Origin of the sequence: Hydrogenophaga sp. (assembly GCF_025699295.1) — a bacterium.
In the GTDB taxonomy this organism is placed as follows: Bacteria; Pseudomonadota; Gammaproteobacteria; order Burkholderiales; family Burkholderiaceae_C; genus Hydrogenophaga.
Genome location: NZ_JAILWB010000004.1, coordinates 14397 through 34073 on the forward strand (window position 1 = coordinate 14397; position 19677 = coordinate 34073).

At 68.8% G+C, this 19677-nt stretch carries 18 protein-coding genes; 14 read left to right on the forward strand and 4 right to left on the reverse strand.

The window, feature by feature from the left end:
- Positions 1 to 4 precede the first annotated feature (4 nt).
- The gene (locus K5880_RS04615) at positions 5 to 1216 is read left to right on the forward strand and encodes a vanadium-dependent haloperoxidase (RefSeq protein ID WP_297649281.1); all 1212 of its coding nucleotides are present in this window, start codon (positions 5 to 7) and stop codon (positions 1214 to 1216) included.
- 20 nt (positions 1217 to 1236) lie between these two features.
- On the forward strand, positions 1237 to 2742 hold the full coding sequence (locus K5880_RS04620; protein ID WP_297649283.1) for an NAD(P)-binding protein: 1506 nt from the start codon (positions 1237 to 1239) through the stop codon (positions 2740 to 2742).
- Here K5880_RS04620 and K5880_RS04625 read toward each other — a convergent pair.
- Together K5880_RS04625 and K5880_RS04630 are read right to left on the reverse strand one after the other, a co-directional pair.
- Complete coding sequence (locus K5880_RS04625) at positions 2649 to 3512, reverse strand: universal stress protein (RefSeq protein WP_297649284.1); 864 nt, start codon at positions 3510 to 3512, stop codon at positions 2649 to 2651. The two genes, K5880_RS04620 and K5880_RS04625, sit on opposite strands and share 94 nt — an antisense overlap.
- Positions 3513 to 3525: 13 nt before the next feature.
- On the reverse strand, positions 3526 to 5007 hold the full coding sequence (locus K5880_RS04630) for a SulP family inorganic anion transporter (RefSeq protein WP_297649286.1): 1482 nt from the start codon (positions 5005 to 5007) through the stop codon (positions 3526 to 3528).
- A 379-nt stretch (positions 5008 to 5386) separates the two neighbouring features.
- Between K5880_RS04630 and K5880_RS04635 the strand changes: the two genes are divergently transcribed.
- The 11 genes from K5880_RS04635 to arsH all read left to right on the forward strand — a co-directional run bounded on the left by K5880_RS04635 (position 5387) and on the right by arsH (position 16453).
- Complete coding sequence (locus tag K5880_RS04635; RefSeq protein WP_297649288.1) at positions 5387 to 7054, forward strand: cation:proton antiporter family protein; 1668 nt, start codon at positions 5387 to 5389, stop codon at positions 7052 to 7054.
- Positions 7051 to 7953 carry a universal stress protein gene (locus K5880_RS04640; protein WP_297649290.1) on the forward strand — a complete coding sequence of 301 codons (903 nt, stop codon included), beginning with the start codon at positions 7051 to 7053 and terminating at the stop codon, positions 7951 to 7953. The genes K5880_RS04635 and K5880_RS04640 overlap by 4 nt, the downstream gene beginning before the upstream one ends.
- On the forward strand, positions 7950 to 9296 hold the full coding sequence (locus K5880_RS04645) for an SLC13 family permease (protein WP_297649292.1): 1347 nt from the start codon (positions 7950 to 7952) through the stop codon (positions 9294 to 9296). Before K5880_RS04640 ends, K5880_RS04645 begins: the two co-directional genes overlap by 4 nt.
- A complete protein-coding gene (locus K5880_RS04650; protein ID WP_297649294.1) occupies positions 9293 to 10888 on the forward strand; it encodes a Na/Pi symporter in 1596 nt (531 codons plus the stop codon). Before K5880_RS04645 ends, K5880_RS04650 begins: the two co-directional genes overlap by 4 nt.
- A 135-nt stretch (positions 10889 to 11023) precedes the next feature.
- Positions 11024 to 12067 (forward strand): ArsJ-associated glyceraldehyde-3-phosphate dehydrogenase, encoded by a 1044-nt coding sequence (locus K5880_RS04655; protein WP_297649295.1) that lies wholly within the window; start codon positions 11024 to 11026, stop codon positions 12065 to 12067.
- A gap of 42 nt (positions 12068 to 12109) precedes the next feature.
- Positions 12110 to 13366, forward strand: a complete 1257-nt coding sequence (arsJ, locus tag K5880_RS04660) for an organoarsenical effux MFS transporter ArsJ (protein ID WP_297649297.1) — start codon at positions 12110 to 12112, stop codon at positions 13364 to 13366.
- A complete protein-coding gene (locus tag K5880_RS04665) occupies positions 13363 to 13689 on the forward strand; it encodes a metalloregulator ArsR/SmtB family transcription factor (RefSeq protein WP_297649298.1) in 327 nt (108 codons plus the stop codon). Before arsJ ends, K5880_RS04665 begins: the two co-directional genes overlap by 4 nt.
- Positions 13690 to 13713: 24 nt before the next feature.
- Positions 13714 to 14214, forward strand: coding sequence for an arsenate reductase ArsC (locus K5880_RS04670; protein WP_297649299.1), 501 nt, complete (start codon positions 13714 to 13716; stop codon positions 14212 to 14214).
- Between the two features lie 68 nt (positions 14215 to 14282).
- On the forward strand, positions 14283 to 15308 hold the full coding sequence (gene arsB / locus K5880_RS04675) for an ACR3 family arsenite efflux transporter (RefSeq protein ID WP_297649300.1): 1026 nt from the start codon (positions 14283 to 14285) through the stop codon (positions 15306 to 15308).
- A gap of 4 nt (positions 15309 to 15312) precedes the next feature.
- Positions 15313 to 15750 carry an arsenate reductase (glutaredoxin) gene (gene arsC, locus K5880_RS04680; protein ID WP_297649301.1) on the forward strand — a complete coding sequence of 146 codons (438 nt, stop codon included), beginning with the start codon at positions 15313 to 15315 and terminating at the stop codon, positions 15748 to 15750.
- Positions 15737 to 16453, forward strand: coding sequence for an arsenical resistance protein ArsH (gene arsH, locus K5880_RS04685; protein WP_297649302.1), 717 nt, complete (start codon positions 15737 to 15739; stop codon positions 16451 to 16453). The genes arsC and arsH overlap by 14 nt, the downstream gene beginning before the upstream one ends.
- Before the next feature lies 1 nt (position 16454).
- On the opposite strand, the gene asd is transcribed toward arsH, so the two are convergent.
- A complete protein-coding gene (gene asd, locus K5880_RS04690; RefSeq protein ID WP_297649304.1) occupies positions 16455 to 17345 on the reverse strand; it encodes an archaetidylserine decarboxylase in 891 nt (296 codons plus the stop codon).
- A 61-nt stretch (positions 17346 to 17406) separates the two neighbouring features.
- Here asd and K5880_RS04695 point away from each other — a divergent pair, with 61 nt between their 5' ends.
- A complete protein-coding gene (locus K5880_RS04695; RefSeq protein ID WP_297649306.1) occupies positions 17407 to 19053 on the forward strand; it encodes an aminotransferase class III-fold pyridoxal phosphate-dependent enzyme in 1647 nt (548 codons plus the stop codon).
- Between the two features lie 3 nt (positions 19054 to 19056).
- Here K5880_RS04695 and K5880_RS04700 read toward each other — a convergent pair whose 3' ends face one another.
- Positions 19057 to 19659: a hypothetical protein gene (locus K5880_RS04700; protein ID WP_297649308.1), complete on the reverse strand. Its 603-nt coding sequence runs from the start codon at positions 19657 to 19659 to the stop codon at positions 19057 to 19059.
- Positions 19660 to 19677 lie beyond the last annotated feature (18 nt).

Sequence of the window (19677 nt, forward strand, 5' to 3'; positions counted from 1 at the left end):
CACCATGAAGATCCATCTATCGATCGCCACCCTGGTGGCGCCACTTACAGGTGCCTTGCTCGCCACCCTGGCTTCGCCGGCGCAGGCCGATGCCATCACCGACTGGAACCAGCGTTCCGCGCAGATCGTTGGCGAGGCGCGCATCGGCACGCCGCCTGCCGTGCGCGTGATGGCGCTGGTGCAGACCGCCGCCTGGGAGGCGGCGCGAGAAGCCTCGCGCGCGCCTTCGGCACCACCGCATGCCGTGGATGCCGCGGTGGCGGGCGCCCACCGCGCCACGCTGTCGCAACTGCTGCCGGCGCAACGCACGGCTGTCGAAGCCGCCGTGCAGGCCGCGCTGGCTGCACTGCCGGACGATGCCGCGCGGGCCGCACACCTTGTGGCGGGCGAGCGCGCCGCGCAGCGCGTGCTCGCGGCGCGCGCTGGTGACATGCCCGGCGGCGCCGATGCCTACCGCCCGCGCACCAGCCCCGGTGTGTACGTACCCACCGCGAGCCCGGCCGCGTCGCAATGGCCGTTGCGCAAACCCTGGCTGCTGCAGCGCGCCGACCAGTTCCGCCCCGGACCACCACCGGCGCTGAACAGCGCGCGTTGGGAGAGCGACTACAACGAGCTGAAGTCGATGGGCGCGCGCGACAGCAAGCAGCGCAGCGCGGAACAGACGGAAACCGGGCGCTTCTGGGACTACTCGCTGCCGGCGATCTACCACGGCGTGGTGCGCTCGGTGGCGCAGCAGCCCGGGCGTGGCGTGCTGGCCAACGCGCGTCTCTTCGCGGTGGTGGCGCAGTCCATGGACGACGCGCTGATTGCGGTGATGGACGCCAAGTACCACCACAACTTCTGGCGGCCGGTCACGGCTATCCGCAATGGCGATCTCGATGGCCACGACGGCACCGAGCGCGACGCCGGCTGGGCGCCGCTGATCGACACGCCGATGCACCCCGAGTACCCCTGCGCGCACTGCATCCTGGCCGGTACCGTGGCCACGGTGCTGAACGCCGAAGGGCGCAAGGGGCCGCTGCCGGTGCTGAGCACCACCAGCGCCACGCTGCCCGGTGTGGTGCGCCGCTGGAACAGCCCGGACGAGTTCATGCGCGAGGTGGCGCAGGCGCGCATCCTCGGTGGCGTGCACTACCGCAACTCCACCGAGGTGGGCCTCGCCATGGGACAGCGCATCGGCGAATGGGCCCTGCAGCGCAGCGCGGCAGAACATTGACGCGCCTCCAGGAGATCCACATGAACGAAACCACCCTGGAAGCCGACTACGTGATCGTCGGCGCGGGCGCCGTGGGCATGGCCATCGCCGACACGCTGGCGGAAGAAACCTCGGCCCGCATCGTCATCGTGGACCGCCGCGCCCGGCCCGGCGGCCACTGGAACGACGCCTATCCCTTCGTGCGCCTGCACGGCCCCTCGGCCTACTACGGCGTGAACTCGATGGCGCTGGAAAGCGGCCGCATCGACCAGATCGGGCTGAACGTGGGGCTCAACGAACTGGCCAGCGGCGCCGAAATCTGCGCCTACTACGAGCGCGTGATGCAGGAGCAGCTGTTGCCCGGAGGCCGTGTGACCTGGTTGCCGATGCACGACGTGGACGAGCACGGCGTGGCCGTCTCGCTGGTGAACGGCCAGCGCCAGCGCCTGGTGGCCCGGCGGCGCTGGGTGGACGCGACCCAGGCCGACACCCAGGTGCCGGCCACGCATGGGCCGCGTTTCGACGTGGCCGACGGCGTGACCTGCCTCACACCGACCGAGCTGACGCAGTGGCAGCAGCCGGCGGCGGGCCACGTCATCGTCGGCGGCGGCAAGACGGCGATGGACACCGCCCTGTGGCTGCTGGAGCATGGCGTGGCACACGACACCATCACCTGGATCCGGCCGCGTGAGGCCTGGCTGCTCAACCGGGCCCACGTGCAGCCCACCCCAGCCTTCGCCCACCAGACGCTGGGCGCCATCGTGGCCGAGCTCGAGGCCGCGCGCGACGCCACGTCGCTGCCGGATCTGTTCGCCCGGCTGGAAGCGGCACGGCTGCTGCAGCGCATCGACCCCACGGTACAACCTACGATGTACCGCTGCGCCATCGTCAGCGAGGCCGAGCTGGCGCAGTTGCGCAGGATCAGGAACGTCGTGCGCCTGGGCCATGTGCGGGCCATCGGGATCGACCGCATCGTGCTCGATCATGGCGAGATCCCGACCACCGCCGGGCACGTGCATGTGCATTGCAGCGCGGGCGGCTTGCCGCGTGGTCCGGCGCAGGCCGTGTTCCAGGGCAAGCGCATCGTGCCGCAGTACGTGCGCCGCTGTTCACCGACCTTCAGCGCCGCCTTCATCGCGCACGTCGAAGCAACGCTTTTCGATGAGTCCGAAAAGAACGCCCTGTGCGAGCCCGTGCTGGTGCCGCAGGTGCCGCTCGACTGGTTGCGCATGCACCTGCAGACCGCGAAGAACCAGATGCGCTGGTCGAAGCGAGACGATCTGCAGGACTGGTTCAGAGGTTCCCGGCTGGAGGCCTACACGGGCCTGTTCGAGCGGATGCAGAGCGAGGCGGACCCGGCCTGGACGGCATTGCAGTCGAGGCTGAGACAGGTCCGTGGCCCGGGGCTTGAGCGCATGGCCGAGCTGCTGCGCGCAGCCGACGGGGGCGACGGTCAGCGCAGCAGCAGCGTCGGCACCGCCGCCGAGCGCAACAGGTCCGTGGTCTTGCTGCCGACGAACAGGCTGCGCCACGGTGAGTGGCTGTAGGCGCCCATGACCAGCAGGTCGCATGGCAGCGACTGCACCGCGCCGGCGATCACGGTCTCGGGGTCGCCCAGTTGAACGCCCACCGACACCGCGAAGCCCGCCGCCTCCAGCACCGCGCGGGCGTCTTCCAGCTGCTTCGGACCTTGCGCCTGCGCCTTGCCCGCCATCAGCAGGTGGATGGGCAGGCCCTGGAGCAAGGGGCTCGCGGCAATCATCTGGATGCCCTGCCGGGTCACGCGGGAGCCGTCGAACGCGAACAGTACCCGGGTGGGGGCGGTGAACGCATCCGGTACCGCCAGCACGGGCTTGTCCACCGATCGGACCACCCATTCGAGGTTGCGCCCCAGGTCGCGTTGTGTGGCGCCTGCCGAGGCGCCACGACGGCCCAGCACGAACAGGCGCACATCGCCTTGCAGTTCGGCGAGCGTGGTCTCCAGGTCGCCGTGGCGTTGCCGTACATCGACCACGGCCGCGCCGGCCGCCAGCGCACGTTCGCGCAGGCCATTGAGGTGCACGCGGCCCGCCTCGCGGGCGGCGCGCGTTCTCACCGCGTCCTCGTCGCTCAGCTGCTGGAGCAGGGCCTCCTGCGCACCGAGGCCGATGGCACCGCTGTGGTCCTGGCCAGATTCCAGCCGGGGATGCCGGTCGATGACGTGCAGCAGTTCCAGGGGGGCCTGCATCTGGCGGGCCGCCCAGGTCGCGGCGTCCGTCACGCTCGCGGCATAGGGGGACTGGTCCACGCAGGCGAGAACTTTCTTGTCTTCATTCATGTCGCGTCCTCCTTCAGTGGCCCATGAGCAGGTCGTCCGCGCCATCCTTGTCGTGCACGCCGAAACGGTCCACCAGGGTGGCGCTGGCCTCGTTCAGTCCGATGACCTCGACCTCGGTGCCCTCGCGCCGGAACCGCAGCACCGCCTTGTCCAGCGCGCTCACGGCGGTGATGTCCCAGAAGTGTGCGCGGCTCACGTCGATGCGGACCTTGTCGATCACTTCCTTGTAGTCGAAGGCGTTGGCGAAGCGCTCGGCGCTGGCGAAGAACACCTGGCCCATGATCTGGTAGCTGCGCGCACGGCCTTCGTCCTCGCTCTGCGACGTCACTCGCAGGATCCGGCCGACCTTGTGGGCGAAGAAGAAGCCCGAGAGCAGCACGCCGGTCAGAACACCCTTGGCCAGGTCGTGCGTGGCCACGGTCATGACCACGGTGGCGAGCATGACCACGCTGGAACTCTTCGGGTGGTCGCGCAGGTTGCGGATGGAGCCCCAGTTGAAGGTGCCGATGGAGACCATGATCATCACGGCCACCAGGGCGGCCATGGGAATCTGCGCCACCCAGTCACCCAGGAACACCACCAGGATGAGCAGCACCACGCCCGCCGTGAGCGTGGACAGGCGCCCGCGCCCGCCCGACTTCACGTTGATGACCGACTGACCGATCATGGCGCAGCCCGCCATGCCACCGATGAAGCCGGTGGCGATGTTGGCCACACCCTGGCCCACGCACTCGCGGTCCTTGTTGCTCTTGGTGTCGGTCAGGTCGTCCACGATGGTCGCGGTCATCAGCGATTCCAGCAGGCCCACCACCATCAGCGTGAGCGAGTACGGGAAGATGATGGCGAGCGTCTCCCAGTTCAGCGGGATGTCCGGGATCAGGAACACCGGCAGGCTGTCCGGCAGTTCACCCATGTCGCCCACGGTGCGGATGTCCAGATCCATCGCGATGGCGACCGCGGTGAGCACGACGATGGTCACCAGAGGGGACGGCACCGCCTTGGTGATGTACGGCAGGCCGTAAATGATGGCGAGACCGGCCGCCGTCATGGCGTAGACGTGCCAGGTCACGTTCGTGAGCTCGGGCAGCTGGGCCATGAAGATGAGGATGGCCAGCGCGTTGACGAAACCGGTGACCACCGAGCGCGAGACGAAGCGCATGAGCGCGCCCAGCCGCACCCAGCCGGCGATCACCTGCAGCACGCCGGTGAGCACCGTGGCCGCCAGCAGGTATTCCAGGCCGTGGTCCTTCACCAGCGTGACCATCACCAGCGCCATGGCGCCGGTGGCGGCCGAGATCATGCCAGGGCGCCCGCCCATGAAAGCGATGATGGTGGCGATGGAGAAGGAGGCGTAGAGGCCCACCTTCGGGTCCACGCCGGCGATGATGGAGAAGGCGATCGCCTCCGGAATGAGCGCGAGCGCGACGACCAGGCCGGCGAGCAGGTCGTTGCGCACGTTGGACAGCCAGTCCTGGCGAAGGGTTTGGATGGACATGGAATGAAGGCCCTCGCGGCAGGGCGAAGGCGGGACAACAGGGCGGGAAGGGATGACCAGGCAGTGCCGGTCAGGCGGGGCGCAAGGAAAGCAGCGGGGCTGCCCGGCCGGGGACTACGGTGGCGTCACCGAGCAGAAATACCCACGTGGCAGACCCCAGCCCGGGCAGGACGCCGGGGTGTGGGTGGAGGTCGCCAGGGCATGTTGCACCGCGTCATTGTATCGGCAGGGGTTCAGGCGATGCGGCCAGCAGGGCGCACGGAGCCCGGCTCGCAGGCCTTGACTTGGGTCAACCGCCTGCGCGCGCGCATCGCCGAACATGCACGCTCGCGCCGGATCGACACCGCCTCAACCTCCGCCTATCCTGCCCCCCCCCCCCATGCCCGGCCCCTTCACCGAATTCGCCGCCCTCCTGCTGGTCTGCGCACTGGCTGGCGCGGTCTTCGTGCGGCTGCGCCAGCCGGTTCTGATCGCCTACATCGTCGTGGGCATCGCGGTCGGTCCGGCCGGCCTGGGTCTTGTGACGGCGCACGACCAGATCGACCTGCTGGCGCAAGTGGGCGTGGCGGTGCTGTTGTTCGCGGTCGGTCTGAAGCTGGATCTGCACCATGTGCGCCACATCGGCCCGGTGGCGCTGGCCACCGGCCTGGGTCAGCTGACCTTCACCATCGTGATCGGATTCGCCCTGGTGCTGGCCTTGGGCAAAGGCGCGATGGAGGCCTTGTACGTGGCCGTGGCGCTGACCTTCTCCAGCACCATCATCATTGTCAAACTGCTGTCCGACAAGCGCGAACTCGACAGCCTGCACGGTCGCATCGCGGTGGGTTTCCTGATCGTGCAGGACCTGGCGGTGGTGATCGCCATGATGACCATGAGCGCCCTGCGCAGCACCGGCGACGCGGGCGATGGCGCCGCGGGCTGGATGGCGGTGCTGGTGTCCCTGTCGTGGCGGCTGGCGCTGGCGGCCGCGGCCCTGTACGCGCTCATGCGCTGGGTGCTGCCGGTGGTCGTGGCTTCGATGGCGCGCTCTCAGGAACTGCTGCTGGTCTTTGCCATTGCCTGGGGCGTGGCGCTGGCCGCGCTGGGCGAGTGGGCCGGCTTCAGCAAGGAGGCAGGCGCCTTCCTGGCCGGCTTCTCCCTTGCCTCCACGCCCTACCGGGAGGCCATGAACGCGCGGTTGACCGGCATCCGCGACTTCCTCCTGCTGTTTTTCTTCATCGACCTGGGCGCCCGGCTCGACTTTTCGACGCTCGGTGCCGAGGTGCTGCCGGCCATCGTGCTGTCGCTGTTCGTGTTGATCGGCAACCCGCTGATCGTGATGGCCATCATGGGGTACATGGGTTACCGCCGGCGCACCAGCTTCATGGCCGGTCTGACCGTGGCGCAGATCAGCGAGTTCTCGATCGTGTTCGTGGCCATGGGCATCACGCTCGGGCACGTGGGCGTGCAGGCCCTGGGGCTGACCACGCTGGTGGGTCTGGTGACGATCACCGTGTCGACCTACATGATCCTTTACGCTCAGCCGCTGTACGAGCGGCTGTCACCGTGGCTGCGGATCTTCGAGCGTGATCACCCGATGCGCGAGATCGCGGCCGAGTCGCAGGGCAACACGGTGCGCAACGCCCAGGCCATCGTGTTCGGGCTGGGCCGCTATGGCAGCCGCCTGTTCGAGCAACTGCATGCCGACGGCGTGGCGGTGGTGGGCGTCGACTTCGACCCCGAGGCCGTGCGCGCGCTGCAGGGCAAGGGTCTGCCGGTGCTGTTCGGTGATGGCGAGGACCCGGACTTCCTGGAAACCTTGCCGCTGCGGCAGGCGCGCTGGGTGATCACGACCTTTCCGCAATGGGAGTCCAACCGGGCGCTGCTGCATGCGCTGCAGGTGGTGCACTATCGCGGCAGGGTGGTGGGCGCGGTGCGCGATGCCGCCCACGGGCGCGCGCTGGCGGCCGCCGGTGTCCGCCAGGTGCTCAACCCGTTCGACGACGCGGCCGACCATGCGGCGGCGCGTCTGGCGCACGACATCCATGAACAGGAGAAGACGACATGAGCAACCGGACATCGCTGGGCCCCATCCTCGCGGCCACCGACTTCTCGGCGCCGGCCCGGCATGCTGCCGACCGCGCGGCCCGTCTGGCGCAGGAAAGCGGTGCGGCGCTGACGCTGATGCACGTGCTGCCAGGTGGCGCCTTGCAGGAACTTCGCCAGTGGCTGGGCATGGGCCACGCGATGGAGCAGCAACTGCACGATGATGCGCAATGGCAGCTCCAGGCAGCCGTTGACGCGCTCCATGCGATCCGCCCGCTGAGCATCCGGGCGGTGCAAGCCGCCGGGGACCCGCCGCAGGAGATGGGCCGCGAGGCCGAGGCGCAGAATGCCGGCTTGCTGGTGGTGGGGGCGCGCGGCGCCGGCTTCCTGCGCCGGCTCGTGCTGGGCAGCACGGCGGAACGGCTGCTGCGCCGCACGACGCGGCCCGTCCTGGTGGTGCGGCAGATGCCGCACGAGCCCTACCGACGTGTGCTGGTGGCGCTGGACTTCTCGCCCTGGTCGGCCCATGCCGTCACGCTGGCTCGGCAGGTGGCGCCACACGCGCGGCTGGTGCTGTTCAACGCTTACCAGGTGCCGTTCGAGTCCAAGCTGCATTACGCCGGTGTCGACGCCGCGACGATCGACCACTACCGCCAGCAGACCCGTGCGGACGCCATCCGGCAGGTCGGCTCGCTGGCGACCGCCAGCGGCCTGCAGCCGGGCGACTGGGAGCCCTGCATCGTCGAGGGAGACGCCTCCCAGCGCGTCATCGAGTTCGAGCAGGAGAAGGATTGCGACCTGGTCGTGCTGGGCAAACACGGCCGCTCGGCCACCGAAGATCTGCTGCTGGGCAGCGTCAGCAAACACGTGCTGGCCGAAGGCAGCACCGACGTGCTGGTGTCAACGACGTGCGAGGCATGACCTGGCCTGCTGCGCCGTTGCTGCGCGCGCTGGGCTGCCTGGCGGTGGCCACGCTCGTTTATGGCAACGCACCGCAGCCGGAGGCGCTGCGCACCGGGCTGGCGCTGTTCGTGCTGATCGGTGGGCTGTGGATGACGCAGGCCCTGCACCTGAGCGTCACCGCCTTGCTCGTGCCCTTGCTGGCCACGCTCACTGGGCTGATGGACCTGCGCGTGGCGCTGGCATCGTTCGCGCACCCCATCCTCTTCCTCTTCCTTGGTGGCTTTGCGCTCGCGGCGGCCTTGCGGCAGCAGGGGCTGGACCGCGCACTGGCGGTGGCCGTTCTGCGCCTGGCCGCGGGCCGGCGCGCCGCCGCGGTGGCGATGCTGTTTGGCCTGACGGCCCTGCTGTCGATGTGGATCAGCAACACGGCCACCGCCGCGATGATGCTGCCGCTGGCGATGGGTCTGATGCGCGAGGGAGACGGCGTGCGCGAGCGCAGCTTTGTGCTGCTGGGCGTGGCCTACAGCGCGAGCATTGGTGGCATCGGCACCCTGGTGGGCAGTCCGCCCAATGCCATCGCGGCGGCGCAGGCCGGCCTGGGCTTTGCCGAGTGGATGCGCATCGGCGTGCCCCTGGTGGTGGTGTTGCTGCCCTTGATGGTGGGGGTGCTGTTCCTGCTGCTGCGCCCGCGGCTGGGCGGGCGGGAGCCCGCGCCTGCCGGGCCCATGCCTGCCGAGCCGTGGACCCGCCTGCAGCGCATCACGCTGCTGGTGTTCGGCCTCACGGCCGCGGGCTGGATCGGTGCTGTGCCACTGGGCCGCGCGCTGGGCGTCTCGGCCGATGTCGACAGTGTCGTCGCGGTGGTTGCCATCGTGGCGCTGGTGGCCAGCGGCGCCATCAACTGGCCGCAGATCGAGCAGCGCACGCAGTGGGGCGTGCTGCTGCTGTTTGGCGGCGGGCTGGCGCTGAGTGAAGTCATGGGCAGCAGCGGTGCGAGCCGCTTCCTGGCCGGCGCGCTGACCGACACCTTGCAGGGTGCGCCAACGGTGCTCTTGCTGCTGGGCGTGGTGGCCTTCGTGGTGTTCCTGACCGAGCTGGTGAGCAACACCGCCTCGGCGGCACTGCTGGTGCCCATCTTCCTCGGGGTGGCCGCCACGCTGGGATTGCCGCCGTCGCTGTTTGCCGCGGCCATTGCGGTATCGGCTTCCTGTGCCTTCATGTTGCCGGTGGCCACGCCACCGAACGCGCTCGTCTACGCCACGGAGCAAGTGACGCAGGCCACGATGATGCGCTGTGGCCTGGTGCTGAACCTGGTCTGCATCGCGGTGATCACCGCACTGGCCACCGGGTTCCTGGCATGAGCACCCTCCATACGCTTGGGCTGATGGCGGGCGGGCTGGGCCTGTTCCTGCTGGGCATGGGGCTGATGACCGATGGCCTGAGGCTGGCGGCCGGCCCTGCCTTGCACCGCATCCTGGCGGGTGCCACGCGCACCCGCATGCAGGCACTGGGTGCGGGTGCGCTGGTGACGACACTCGTGCAGTCGTCGAGCGCGGTCACCGTGGCCACGATCGGCTTTGTCAACGCCGGTCTGCTGGCGCTCGGGCCGGCCCTGTGGGTGCTGTTTGGCGCCAACGTCGGCACTACCATGACCGGCTGGATCGTGGCGCTGGTGGGCTTGAAGTTCAAGGTGGAGGCACTGGCCATGCCCCTGGTGGGGCTGGGTGTCCTGTTGCGCCTGACCGGCGAGGGCCGGCGGCGCGGCGCCCTCGGCACCGCGCTGGCCGGCTTCGGCCTGCTGTTCATGGGCATCGCCCTGCTGCAGGAGGCCTTTGGCGGCTTCGCCGGGCAGCTCAGCCTGCCGCAGGGGGACGGTGCGGCAACCGTGCTGACGCAACTGGCCATCGGTGTGCTGATGACGGTGCTGATGCAGTCGTCCAGCGCGGCCATGGCGATAACGCTCACCGCGGCGCAGGGCGGGCTGCTCGACATGCAAGGGGCGGCGGCGGTGGTCATCGGCGCCAACATCGGCACCACCGTGACGGCGGTGCTCGCCGCCATCGGTGCCACGCCGAACGCACGGCGTGCCGCCGTGGCCCATGTGGTCTTCAACCTGCTCACGGGCACCGTGGCTCTGCTGCTGCTGCCCTGGATCATGGGTGTGCTGGGCCAGGCCCGCGAGGCCCTCGACCTGCCGCCCGACCCGGCCGCCAAGCTGGCGCTGTTCCACACCGCCTTCAACGTGCTGGGCGTGCTGTTGATCTGGCCACTGGCCGAGCCTTTGACCCGCTGGCTCCTGCGGCGCTTCCGTGCCCGCGAGGAAGACGAAGCCCAACCCCGCTTTCTGGACGACAACGTGCTCGCGGTGCCGACCCTGGCGCTGGATGCGCTCGAACAGGAGGTGGCGCGAACCGGGCAGGTGGCGCACCGCATGACCCGGGCGGTGCTGGCAGGCGCGGACCCGGCGGCGGCGGCCCGCGACCAGGCCGTCGTGGCGGGGCTCGATGCGGCGATCGAGCGCTTTGTGGAACGGCTGCGGCGCACCGCCATGTCGCAGGCGTCCAGCGCCCGGTTGGCCCAGCTGCTGCGCGTGCAGCGCTACCACGAGACCTGCGCGGAGCAGGCGCAGCTGGCCGCGGCCTTGCCGTTGCCTCCCCTTGCCGACCCGCCGCTGGTGGATGCCCACCTGGCGTTTGCCGGTGCCGCCCGGGCGTTGCTGGACCGCAGCGAGCCGGCGCTCGCGGCACCGGACCTCGAAGCCCTGGACGCGGACACGCGCGCCATGCATGCCCGCTACGAGGACCTGAAGGCCGCCCTGCTGACGTCGGGCGCCGCCGCGCGCCTGGCTTTGCCCGAGATGGAGCGCATGCTGCGGCGATTCAGCGCGTTGCGCCGCGCTGTCCAGCAAGCCGCCAAGGCCCGGCAGCGGATCGGTGCCGGGCGCGTGGCCTGAAAGGAGGCGCCCGGCCTGCTGCCTTGACCCCGGGGTCGCCGGGTGCTTCCGGGCCGTGTCATATCCCTGACACGTATCCATGAGATAGTTCAACACTTGTTGAATCATTGCAATGACTTCGGAACGGAGCAAAACATGAAGGTGGGCATCAACGGCATGGGCCGCATGGGACGACTGGCGCTGCGCGCCGCCATGGGGGCCGTCGAGCGGCAGGACGACGACCCGCGCGCGGGCAACCGACTGGAGGTGGTGCACCTCAACGAGATCAAGGGCGGGGCAGCTGCCACCGCGCACCTGCTGGCCTTCGACAGCGTGCAGGGCCGCTGGCGCGCGGACATCGCCGCCGAGGGCGAGGACAGTGTGCGCATCGGCCAGCGCCGCATGGGCTTCAGCGCGCACGCCGCGCCTGGCGACATTCCCTGGGGCGATCTGGGTGTGGACCTGGTGCTGGAGTGCACCGGCAAGTTCCTCACGCCCGAAACCATCCAGGGACATCTGGACCGGGGCGCGAAGCGCGTGATCGTCGCCGCGCCGGTGAAGGTGGGCGATGTGCTCAACATCGTCGTGGGCGTGAACCACACGCAGTACGACCCCACGCGCGACCGCATCGTCACCGCCGCGTCCTGCACCACCAACTGCCTCGCCCCAGTGGTGCAGGTGGTGCACGAGGCGATCGGCATCCGCCATGGCCAGATCACCACCCTGCACAACCCGACCAACACCAACCTGGTGGTGGACGCGCCGCACAAGGACCTGCGCCGCGCCCGCAGCGCGCTCACGAACTTGGCGCCCACCACCACCGGCAGCGCGACCGCGATCGCGCTGATCTACCCCGAACTCAAGGGCAAGCTCAACGGCCACGCGGTGCGCGTGCCGGCGCTCAACGCGTCGCTGACCGATTGCGTGTTCGAACTCAAGCGCGAGACCACGGCCGAGGAGGTGAACGCGCTGTTCGCCCATGCGGCAAAGGGCTCGCTGGCCGGCATCCTGGGCTATGAGACGCGGCCGCTGGTCAGCGCCGACTACGCACGCGACACACGCAGTTCCATCGTGGACGCGCTCTCGACCCTGGTGACCGATGGCACGCTGCTCAAGGTCTACGCCTGGTACGACAACGAGATGGGCTACGCCTGCCGCATGGTCGACCTGGCCTGCCACATGGAAAGCCTCGGCGTCTGACACCACCGTTCGGGCTGAGCCTGTCGAAGCCCTCGCACACACATGAACATCGCCGCCCGCAACTACGCCATCGTCACCGCCGCCTACTGGGGCTTCACGCTCACCGACGGCGCGCTGCGCATGCTGGTGCTGCTGCACTTCTACAAGCTCGGGTATTCGCCGTTCGCGCTGGCCTTCCTGTTCCTGCTCTACGAGGCCGCCGGCGTGCTGGCCAACCTGATCGGCGGCTGGCTGGCCACGCGCTACGGCATCACTCGCATGCTCACCGTGGGCCTGGTCACGCAGATCACGGGCTTCACGCTGCTCTCCCTGCTCGACCCGGGCTGGACGGCGGTCATGTCGGTCGCCTGGGTGGTGCTGGCGCAGGGCATCTGCGGCGTGGCGAAAGACCTGACCAAGACCGCGAGCAAGTCGGCGATCAAGGTCACCGCGGCGCAGGCGAAAGAGCAGGGTTCGGGCCAGCTGTTCAAGTGGGTGGCGTGGTTCACCGGCAGCAAGAACGCCATGAAGGGCGTGGGCTTCTTCCTGGGTGGTCTGCTGCTCGAAGCGTTCGGGTTCCAGGTGTCGCTGTGGTGCATGGCGGGCCTGCTCGCGCTGGTGCTGCTGGGCGTGCTCAGCTCGCTGCCGGCGATGATGGGCAAGAGCCAGGCCTCGAAGTCGGCGAAGGAGCTGTTCGCGAAGAACGCCGGCATCAACGCCCTGGCCGCCGCGCGCGTGGTGCTGTTCGGTGCGCGCGACGTGTGGTTCGTGGTCGGCGTGCCGGTGTTCCTGTATTCGCAGGGCTGGACCTTCACCATGGTCGGCGGCTTTCTGGCGGCCTGGACCATCGGCTACGGCATGGTGCAGGCGCTCGCGCCGCAGCTGGTGCGCCGCAGCGCCGACGGACTGAGCGCCGAGGTGCCGGCCGCGCGCCTGTGGTCTGCGCTGCTGGCGCTGGTGCCCGTCGGCATCGCCGCGGCGGTGTACGCGCAGGTGCCGCACCTGGAGTGGGTGGTGGTCGGCGGGCTGGGCGTGTTCGGCTTCGCCTTCGCGGTCAACTCCTCGGTGCATTCCTACCTGATCCTGGCCTACGCCGGTTCGGAAAAAGCGGCCGAGGACGTGGGCTTCTACTACGCCGCCAACGCGCTGGGCCGTTTCATGGGCACGCTGCTCTCGGGCCTGCTGTACCAGTGGGGCGGTCTGCTGTATGCGCTGGCGGGCTCGGCCGCGATGCTGGCGGTGTGCTGGTTGCTCACGCTGCAACTGCCCATGAAGAAGCAGGCCGATGTGTCCCTCGACAACCCAAGGACCGCGCCATGAATGAAGACGAAGTGATCCGCGCGCTCGGTGCGCTCGCGCAGGAAACGCGCCTGCGCATCTTTCGCATGCTGGTGGTGGCCGGGCCACGGGGGATGCAACCAGGCCAGCTGGCCGAGGAACTCGGCATCGCTTCCACCGCGCTCTCGTTCCACCTCAAGGAACTGCTGCATGCCGGCCTGGCCAGCAGCGAGCGCAGCGGCCGCCACCTGATCTACCGCGCCCGCTTCGACCGGATGAACGGGCTGCTGGGCTTTCTCACCGCGCACTGCTGCGAAGGGCAGCCCTGCGAAGTCAACGCAGTCGACTGCACCGACTGTTCCTGAAACCCACTCCACCGAAAGGTCCCCATGTCGAAGTCCAGCTACAACGTTCTCTTCATCTGCACCGGCAACTCGGCGCGCAGCATCATGGCCGAGGCCATCCTGAATCAGCAGGGCGCCGGGCGCTTTCGCGCCTGGAGCGCGGGCAGCCATCCGGCGGGGCAGGTCCATCCGCGCGCCATCGACCTGCTGGCGCGCAACCGTTTCAAGACCGAGGGCCTGCGCAGCAAGAACTGGAGCGAGTTCGCCGCGGCGGATGCGCCGCACATGGACTTCGTGCTCACCGTGTGCGACAAGGCCGCCGGCGAGATCTGCCCGGTCTGGCCGGGTCAGCCGATGTCGGCGCACTGGGGTGTCGAAGACCCCGCATCGGTCAAGGGCGGTGAGGACGTGATCCAGCGCGCGTTCAACGACGCATTCATGGTCCTGAGCCGCCGCGTGGCGCTGCTGACCGTGCTGCCGATCGAGAAGCTCGACCGGCTCGCGCTCAACAAGGAACTGGCCGGCATCGGGCAGGTGCGCGCCTGATCGACAATGGTCCCCGGAGCCCGGGCGCGCGCTGCGTCCGGGCCTTTCGTCTTTCAGGGTGGTGACACATGGGTGTGTTCGAACGGTATCTGTCGGTCTGGGTGGCCCTGGGCATCCTGGCCGGCGTGGGCCTGGGGCTGGTGGTGCCCGGTGTGTTCCAGGCGGTGGCCGCGCTGGAATTCGCGCACGTCAACGGGGTGGTGGCCGTGCTCATCTGGGTGATGATCTATCCGATGATGATCCAGATCGACTGGTCGTCGGTGAAGGACGTGGGCCGGCGCCCGCAGGGCCTGGTGCTCACGCTGGTGGTGAACTGGCTCATCAAACCTTTCACCATGGCCGCGCTGGGCGTGCTGTTCTTCCGGTACCTGTTCGCGCCCTGGGTCGATCCGGCCTCGGCCAGCGAATACATCGCCGGCATGATCCTGCTGGGTGTCGCGCCCTGCACCGCGATGGTGTTCGTCTGGAGCCAGCTCGTCAAAGGCGACGCCAACTACACGCTGGTGCAGGTCTCGGTGAACGACCTCATCATGGTCGTGGCCTTCGCGCCCATCGCCGCCTTCCTGCTGGGTGTGACCGACCTGACCGTGCCCTGGGAAACGCTGCTGCTTTCCACCGTGCTCTACGTGGTGCTGCCGCTGCTGGCCGGCCTGGCCACGCGGCAGCTGCTGGCGCGCCGCTCCGAGCACGCCGTGGGCGACTTCGTGGCGCGGCTCAAGCCCTGGTCGGTGGCCGGCCTCATCGCCACCGTGGTGCTGCTGTTCGGCTTCCAGGCACGGACCATCGTGGCGCAACCGCTGGTGATCGGCCTCATCGCCGTGCCGCTGGTGCTGCAGTCCTACGGTATCTTCTTCATCGCCTGGTGGGGCGCGAAGCGGCTGCGGCTGCGGCACGAGATTGCCGGGCCTGCCTGCCTGATCGGCACCTCCAACTTCTTCGAACTGGCCGTGGCGGTGGCGATTTCGCTGTTCGGCCTGAACTCGGGCGCGGCGCTGGCCACCGTGGTCGGCGTGCTGGTCGAGGTGCCGGTGATGCTCTCGCTGGTGGCCCTGGTCAACGCCTGGAAACCCCCTGAACAAGCCGCAGCGGCATGACGCCATGAACCAACACGTCACCATCTACCACAACCCCGCCTGCGGCACCTCGCGCAATGTGCTGGCCCTGATCCGCAACAGCGGCGAAGCGCCGCGGGTCATCGAATACCTCAAGACGCCACCGGACCGCGCGACGCTGCAGCGCCTCGTGGCCGACATGGGCTGTACGGTGCGCGACATCCTGCGCGAGAAGGGTACGCCCTACGCCGAGCTCGACCTGGGCGCCGCGCACTGGAGCGACGACCAGTTGCTCGACTTCATCGGCCAGCACCCGATCCTGATGAACCGGCCCATCGTGGTCACGCCCCTGGGCACACGCCTGTGCCGGCCTTCCGAGGTGGTGCTCGACATCCTGCCCCGGGCGCAACAGGGCGCCTTCAGCAAGGAAGACGGCGAGCGCGTGGTCGACGAGAACGGGGCGCGCGTGCATGGCCCTCGCTGACCTGCCGCAACTGGCGGCTGAACACTTCCAGCGTCCCGACCCGCAACGCTTGCGGCCGGTGCAGCCGTCGACGCACGCGCCGCGTTTCCTGCTGCTCTACGGTTCGCTGCGCGCGCGCTCGTTCAGCCGCCTGGTGGTGGAGGAGTCGGCCCGCCTGCTGCAGGCCATGGGCGCCGAGGCGCGCGTGTTCAACCCCAGCGGCCTGCCGCTGCCCGACGACGCGCCCGAGACCCACCCCAAGGTGGCCGAGTTGCGCGAACTCGCGGCCTGGGCCGAGGGCATGGTGTGGTGCTCGCCCGAGCGCCATGGCGCCATGACCGGCATCATGAAGGCGCAGATCGACTGGATTCCGCTCTCGCTCGGCGCGGTGCGGCCCACGCAGGGCAAGACGCTGGCGGTGATGCAGGTCAGCGGTGGCTCGCAGTCGTTCAATGCGGTCAACCAGATGCGCGTGCTCGGTCGCTGGATGCGCATGCTCACCATCCCCAACCAGTCGTCCATCGCCAAGGCCTGGCAGGAATTCGATGAGCATGACCGCCTCAGGCCATCGGCGTACCACGACCGCGTGGTGGACGTGCTGGAGGAACTGGTGAAGTTCACCCTGCTCACGCGCGACGTGGCGCCCTACCTGGTGGACCGCTACAGCGAACGCAAGGAAAGCGCCGAACAGCTCATGCGGCGGGTGAACCAGACGGCGATCTGATTCAGGGCGGGTCGCGCCTCAGCAGCGCCTCGCCCATGCGGATGCGGTGGCCGGCCTCGATGTCATCGCACAGGGCAAAACCCGGCGGCGTGAACACCAGGATGGTCGATCCGTGCTCGAACCAGCCCATCTCCTCGCCCTTGTCGTAGCCTGCGCTGCAAGGCAGTTCGTGCGGGCCGCGGTATTGCGCGTTGAGCGCCACGTCCGCCGCGCGCAGCCGCATGCTGGCCACCAGGATGGCCGCCACCGGCACCAGCAGCAGCGGCGTGCCATCGTCCAGGCGGGCGTGCAGCGCCGCGCGTTCGTTCTTGCAGAACAGGCGCTCGATGCGCTTCAAGGCGATGGGGTTCACGTTCCAGGTGTCGCCGCTGTGGTAGGTCACGTGTTCCAGCGTCAGCGCGGCCGGCGCGTGGAAGCGGTGGTACATGCTGGAGGTCAGCCGCAACGTGACGTAGCTGCCGCCACGCAGGGTGTCGATCATCGCGTTCGCGCGCGCGCCGTTGCCCAGAAGATCGGTGAGCGGGTAGGGGAAGCCCTTGGCCTGGAACACCTGCGCGCCCGGGTCGCTGCCGATGCGCCCGCAGGCACCCACGATGGCGTCGCAGGGGCTCGCCAGCACCCCGGGGCGCGGGTCGATCGGGCGCAGGCCGGGCCGCAGTTCGCGCACGAAGCAGTCGTGCAGGCTGTCGAAGGACGTCTTCTTCGCCTCGCTCAGGTCGAGATCGGTGAAGGCGCGCCACACCGCCATGGAGGCGTCGCGTACCCAGGGGTGGCGGATGCGGCTGAACCATCCCATGAACCGGGTGAGCGCGGCACGCGGCACGCGGTTGGTCAGCAGGAAGTTGAGATCTTCGTTGAGCGCGAGGCGCTGGAGCTGTCTTGAAATGTTCATACCTGCGTCATGTGGGCGACCTACAAACGACACACATCAACCGCCCTGGAGCGTGTGCCGCATGTCCTATCTTTCCTATGCCTTGCCGCTGGGCTCCCTGGTGCTGGCGCTGCCGTACCTGCGCCAGCGCCTGCAGCTCTCGCGCGCCAAACACCGATCGCTGGCCGGCCACTCGCGCATGGCCAAACGCCTGGCGAGCTGGTTGCCGGGCTATGCCTGCGACGAGCGCCGCTTCTTCGATTGCGATGGTGCACCCGAAGACATTGCCCGCCTGCGCAGGACCTCGTTCGAGATGCTCTGCGCCGGTTACGCCGAGCGTTACGAGAAAAGCCTGGCCTTGAGCGCCGAGGCCCGTGAAGGCCTGGCCGACCTGCAGTTCACCGGTAGCTACCGCGTGCCGTTCCAGTTCAGCCCCATCGTGCGCGAGCGCCTCAAGGTGGGCGCTTTCGTGCAGTCGGCCGAGGGGTGCAGCGTGACCGACCTCGACGGCAACCGCTTCATCGACCTCACCGGTTCCTACGGCGTGAACGTGTTCGGCGTCGACTTCTACAAGGCCTGCATGGCCGAAGGCGCGCAGATCGGCGAGGCGCTGGGCCCGGTGCTGGGTGCCTACCACCCCTGCGTGGCCGACAACATCGCGCGGCTGAAGGCCCTCTCGGGCCAGGAGCAGGTGTCCTTCCACATGTCGGGCACAGAGGCGGTGATGCAGGCCGTGCGCCTGGCGCGCTACCACACGCGACGCAAACACCTGGTGCGCTTCTGCGGCGCCTACCACGGCTGGTGGGAGGACGTGCAGCCCGGCCCCGGCAACCCGATGCCGCCGCGCGAAACCTACACGCTCAAGGACATGGACGACAGGAGCCTGCAGGTGTTGCGCACGCGGCGCGACATCGCCTGCGTGCTGGTCAACCCGCTGCAGGCCCTGCACCCCAACCGCAACGCGCCGGGCGACTCCACGCTGGTCGATGGCAGCCGCACGGCCGGCTACGACCGCGCGGCCTACACCGCGTGGCTGCAACAACTGCGCGAAGTCTGCACCGAGCGCGGCATCGTGCTGATCTTCGACGAGGTATTCCTGGGCTTCCGGCTCGCGCCCGGTGGCGCGCAGGAATACTTCGGCGTGCGCGCCGACCTCGTGACCTACGGCAAGACCCTCGCAGGCGGCTACCCGGTGGGTGTCGTCTGCGGACGTGCCGATCTGATGAAGCGATTCCGCCCCGAGCGCCCGGCCGACGTGTGCTTCGCGCGTGGCACCTTCAACGCCCATCCCTATGTGATGGGCGGCATGAACGCCTTCCTGCGGCGCCTGCAGACGCCCGAGGTGCAGGCGATGTACGCGGACCAGGACGCCAGGTGGGACGCGCGCGCGAAGCGCTTCAACGACACCATGTCCGCGCAGGGCTTCCCGGTGCGTGCGGCGAACCTGCAGAGCATCTGGACCCTGAACTACACCGAGCCCGGTCGCTACCACTGGATGTACCAGTACTTCCTTCGCTGGCACGGCCTGGCGCTCAGCTGGGTCGGCACGGGGCGCCTCATCTTCGGCCTGAATCTGCATGACGATGAATTCGAGGAGGTGCTGCGCCGCTGCCTGGCCGCCGCACAGGACATGCAGGCACAGGGCTGGTGGTGGACGTCGCCTGCGTTGACGCACAAGGCGATCCGCCGCCAGGTGCTACGCGAGATGTGGCAGCACCTGAGGGCTTGAGGGTTACTTCACCGCCACACCCGGATCGATCAGCTGGCCGCGCATCAGGTACAGCGGCGCGCGGTGGTAGAGCTTGATGTCGTGGAACGGGTCGGTGAGGATCTTGGTCATCCACACCAGGCCGGTCTTCACGTCGAAGAGGAAGAACAGGTGCACGGTGCGAAACAGCAGGCCACCCGCACCCAGGGCAAGCCACAGCGCGCCGACATGCCGGATGAAACCGGTGTTGTCGGTGTGGGGCTCGAACAGGCCGAACACGCCAGGCACTGCCCACACCAGCAGCGGCGTGCCGGCCCACAAGGCCATCAGCACCACCTTGCGGCGCAGGTTGTAGCCGACCTTGATCTCTTCCTTGTGCTCGTGCGTGGCCTGGTTCACATGGTCGTAGCCCTTGGGCTCGAAGAAGAAGTGACCGGCCTGGCGGCTGGTCATGGACACCAGCCAGGCGATCAGGGCCGAGAGGATCGGGTCCGTCCACAGCAGCGCATAGGCGAGCACGAAGCTCATGGCACTGAGCAGGTGCAGCGACTGGTTGATGCGGCTGTGGTGGTAGTAGCGGTGGTCGTCCCAGCGCTGGACTTCGAGGGTCTTGAAAAAATCGTGCACGAAAGGCTCCAGTGGGTT

What these genes read in the sequence shown, in the direction of transcription:
- K5880_RS04640 (WP_297649290.1), top strand. Translation starts at nt 7,051, where the DNA reads ATGAGCAACCGGACATCGCTGGGCCCCATCCTCGCGGCCACCGACTTC.
- asd (WP_297649304.1), bottom strand. Translation starts at nt 17,345, where the DNA reads ATGAACATTTCAAGACAGCTCCAGCGCCTCGCGCTCAACGAAGATCTC.
- K5880_RS04695 (WP_297649306.1), top strand. Translation starts at nt 17,407, where the DNA reads ATGTCCTATCTTTCCTATGCCTTGCCGCTGGGCTCCCTGGTGCTGGCG.
- arsH (WP_297649302.1), top strand. Translation starts at nt 15,737, where the DNA reads ATGGCCCTCGCTGACCTGCCGCAACTGGCGGCTGAACACTTCCAGCGT.
- K5880_RS04615 (WP_297649281.1), top strand. Translation starts at nt 5, where the DNA reads ATGAAGATCCATCTATCGATCGCCACCCTGGTGGCGCCACTTACAGGT.
- arsC (WP_297649301.1), top strand. Translation starts at nt 15,313, where the DNA reads ATGAACCAACACGTCACCATCTACCACAACCCCGCCTGCGGCACCTCG.
- K5880_RS04670 (WP_297649299.1), top strand. Translation starts at nt 13,714, where the DNA reads ATGTCGAAGTCCAGCTACAACGTTCTCTTCATCTGCACCGGCAACTCG.
- K5880_RS04645 (WP_297649292.1), top strand. Translation starts at nt 7,950, where the DNA reads ATGACCTGGCCTGCTGCGCCGTTGCTGCGCGCGCTGGGCTGCCTGGCG.
- K5880_RS04625 (WP_297649284.1), bottom strand. Translation starts at nt 3,512, where the DNA reads ATGAATGAAGACAAGAAAGTTCTCGCCTGCGTGGACCAGTCCCCCTAT.
- K5880_RS04650 (WP_297649294.1), top strand. Translation starts at nt 9,293, where the DNA reads ATGAGCACCCTCCATACGCTTGGGCTGATGGCGGGCGGGCTGGGCCTG.
- K5880_RS04630 (WP_297649286.1), bottom strand. Translation starts at nt 5,007, where the DNA reads ATGTCCATCCAAACCCTTCGCCAGGACTGGCTGTCCAACGTGCGCAAC.
- K5880_RS04620 (WP_297649283.1), top strand. Translation starts at nt 1,237, where the DNA reads ATGAACGAAACCACCCTGGAAGCCGACTACGTGATCGTCGGCGCGGGC.
- K5880_RS04655 (WP_297649295.1), top strand. Translation starts at nt 11,024, where the DNA reads ATGAAGGTGGGCATCAACGGCATGGGCCGCATGGGACGACTGGCGCTG.
- K5880_RS04635 (WP_297649288.1), top strand. Translation starts at nt 5,387, where the DNA reads ATGCCCGGCCCCTTCACCGAATTCGCCGCCCTCCTGCTGGTCTGCGCA.
- arsJ (WP_297649297.1), top strand. Translation starts at nt 12,110, where the DNA reads ATGAACATCGCCGCCCGCAACTACGCCATCGTCACCGCCGCCTACTGG.
- K5880_RS04665 (WP_297649298.1), top strand. Translation starts at nt 13,363, where the DNA reads ATGAATGAAGACGAAGTGATCCGCGCGCTCGGTGCGCTCGCGCAGGAA.
- arsB (WP_297649300.1), top strand. Translation starts at nt 14,283, where the DNA reads ATGGGTGTGTTCGAACGGTATCTGTCGGTCTGGGTGGCCCTGGGCATC.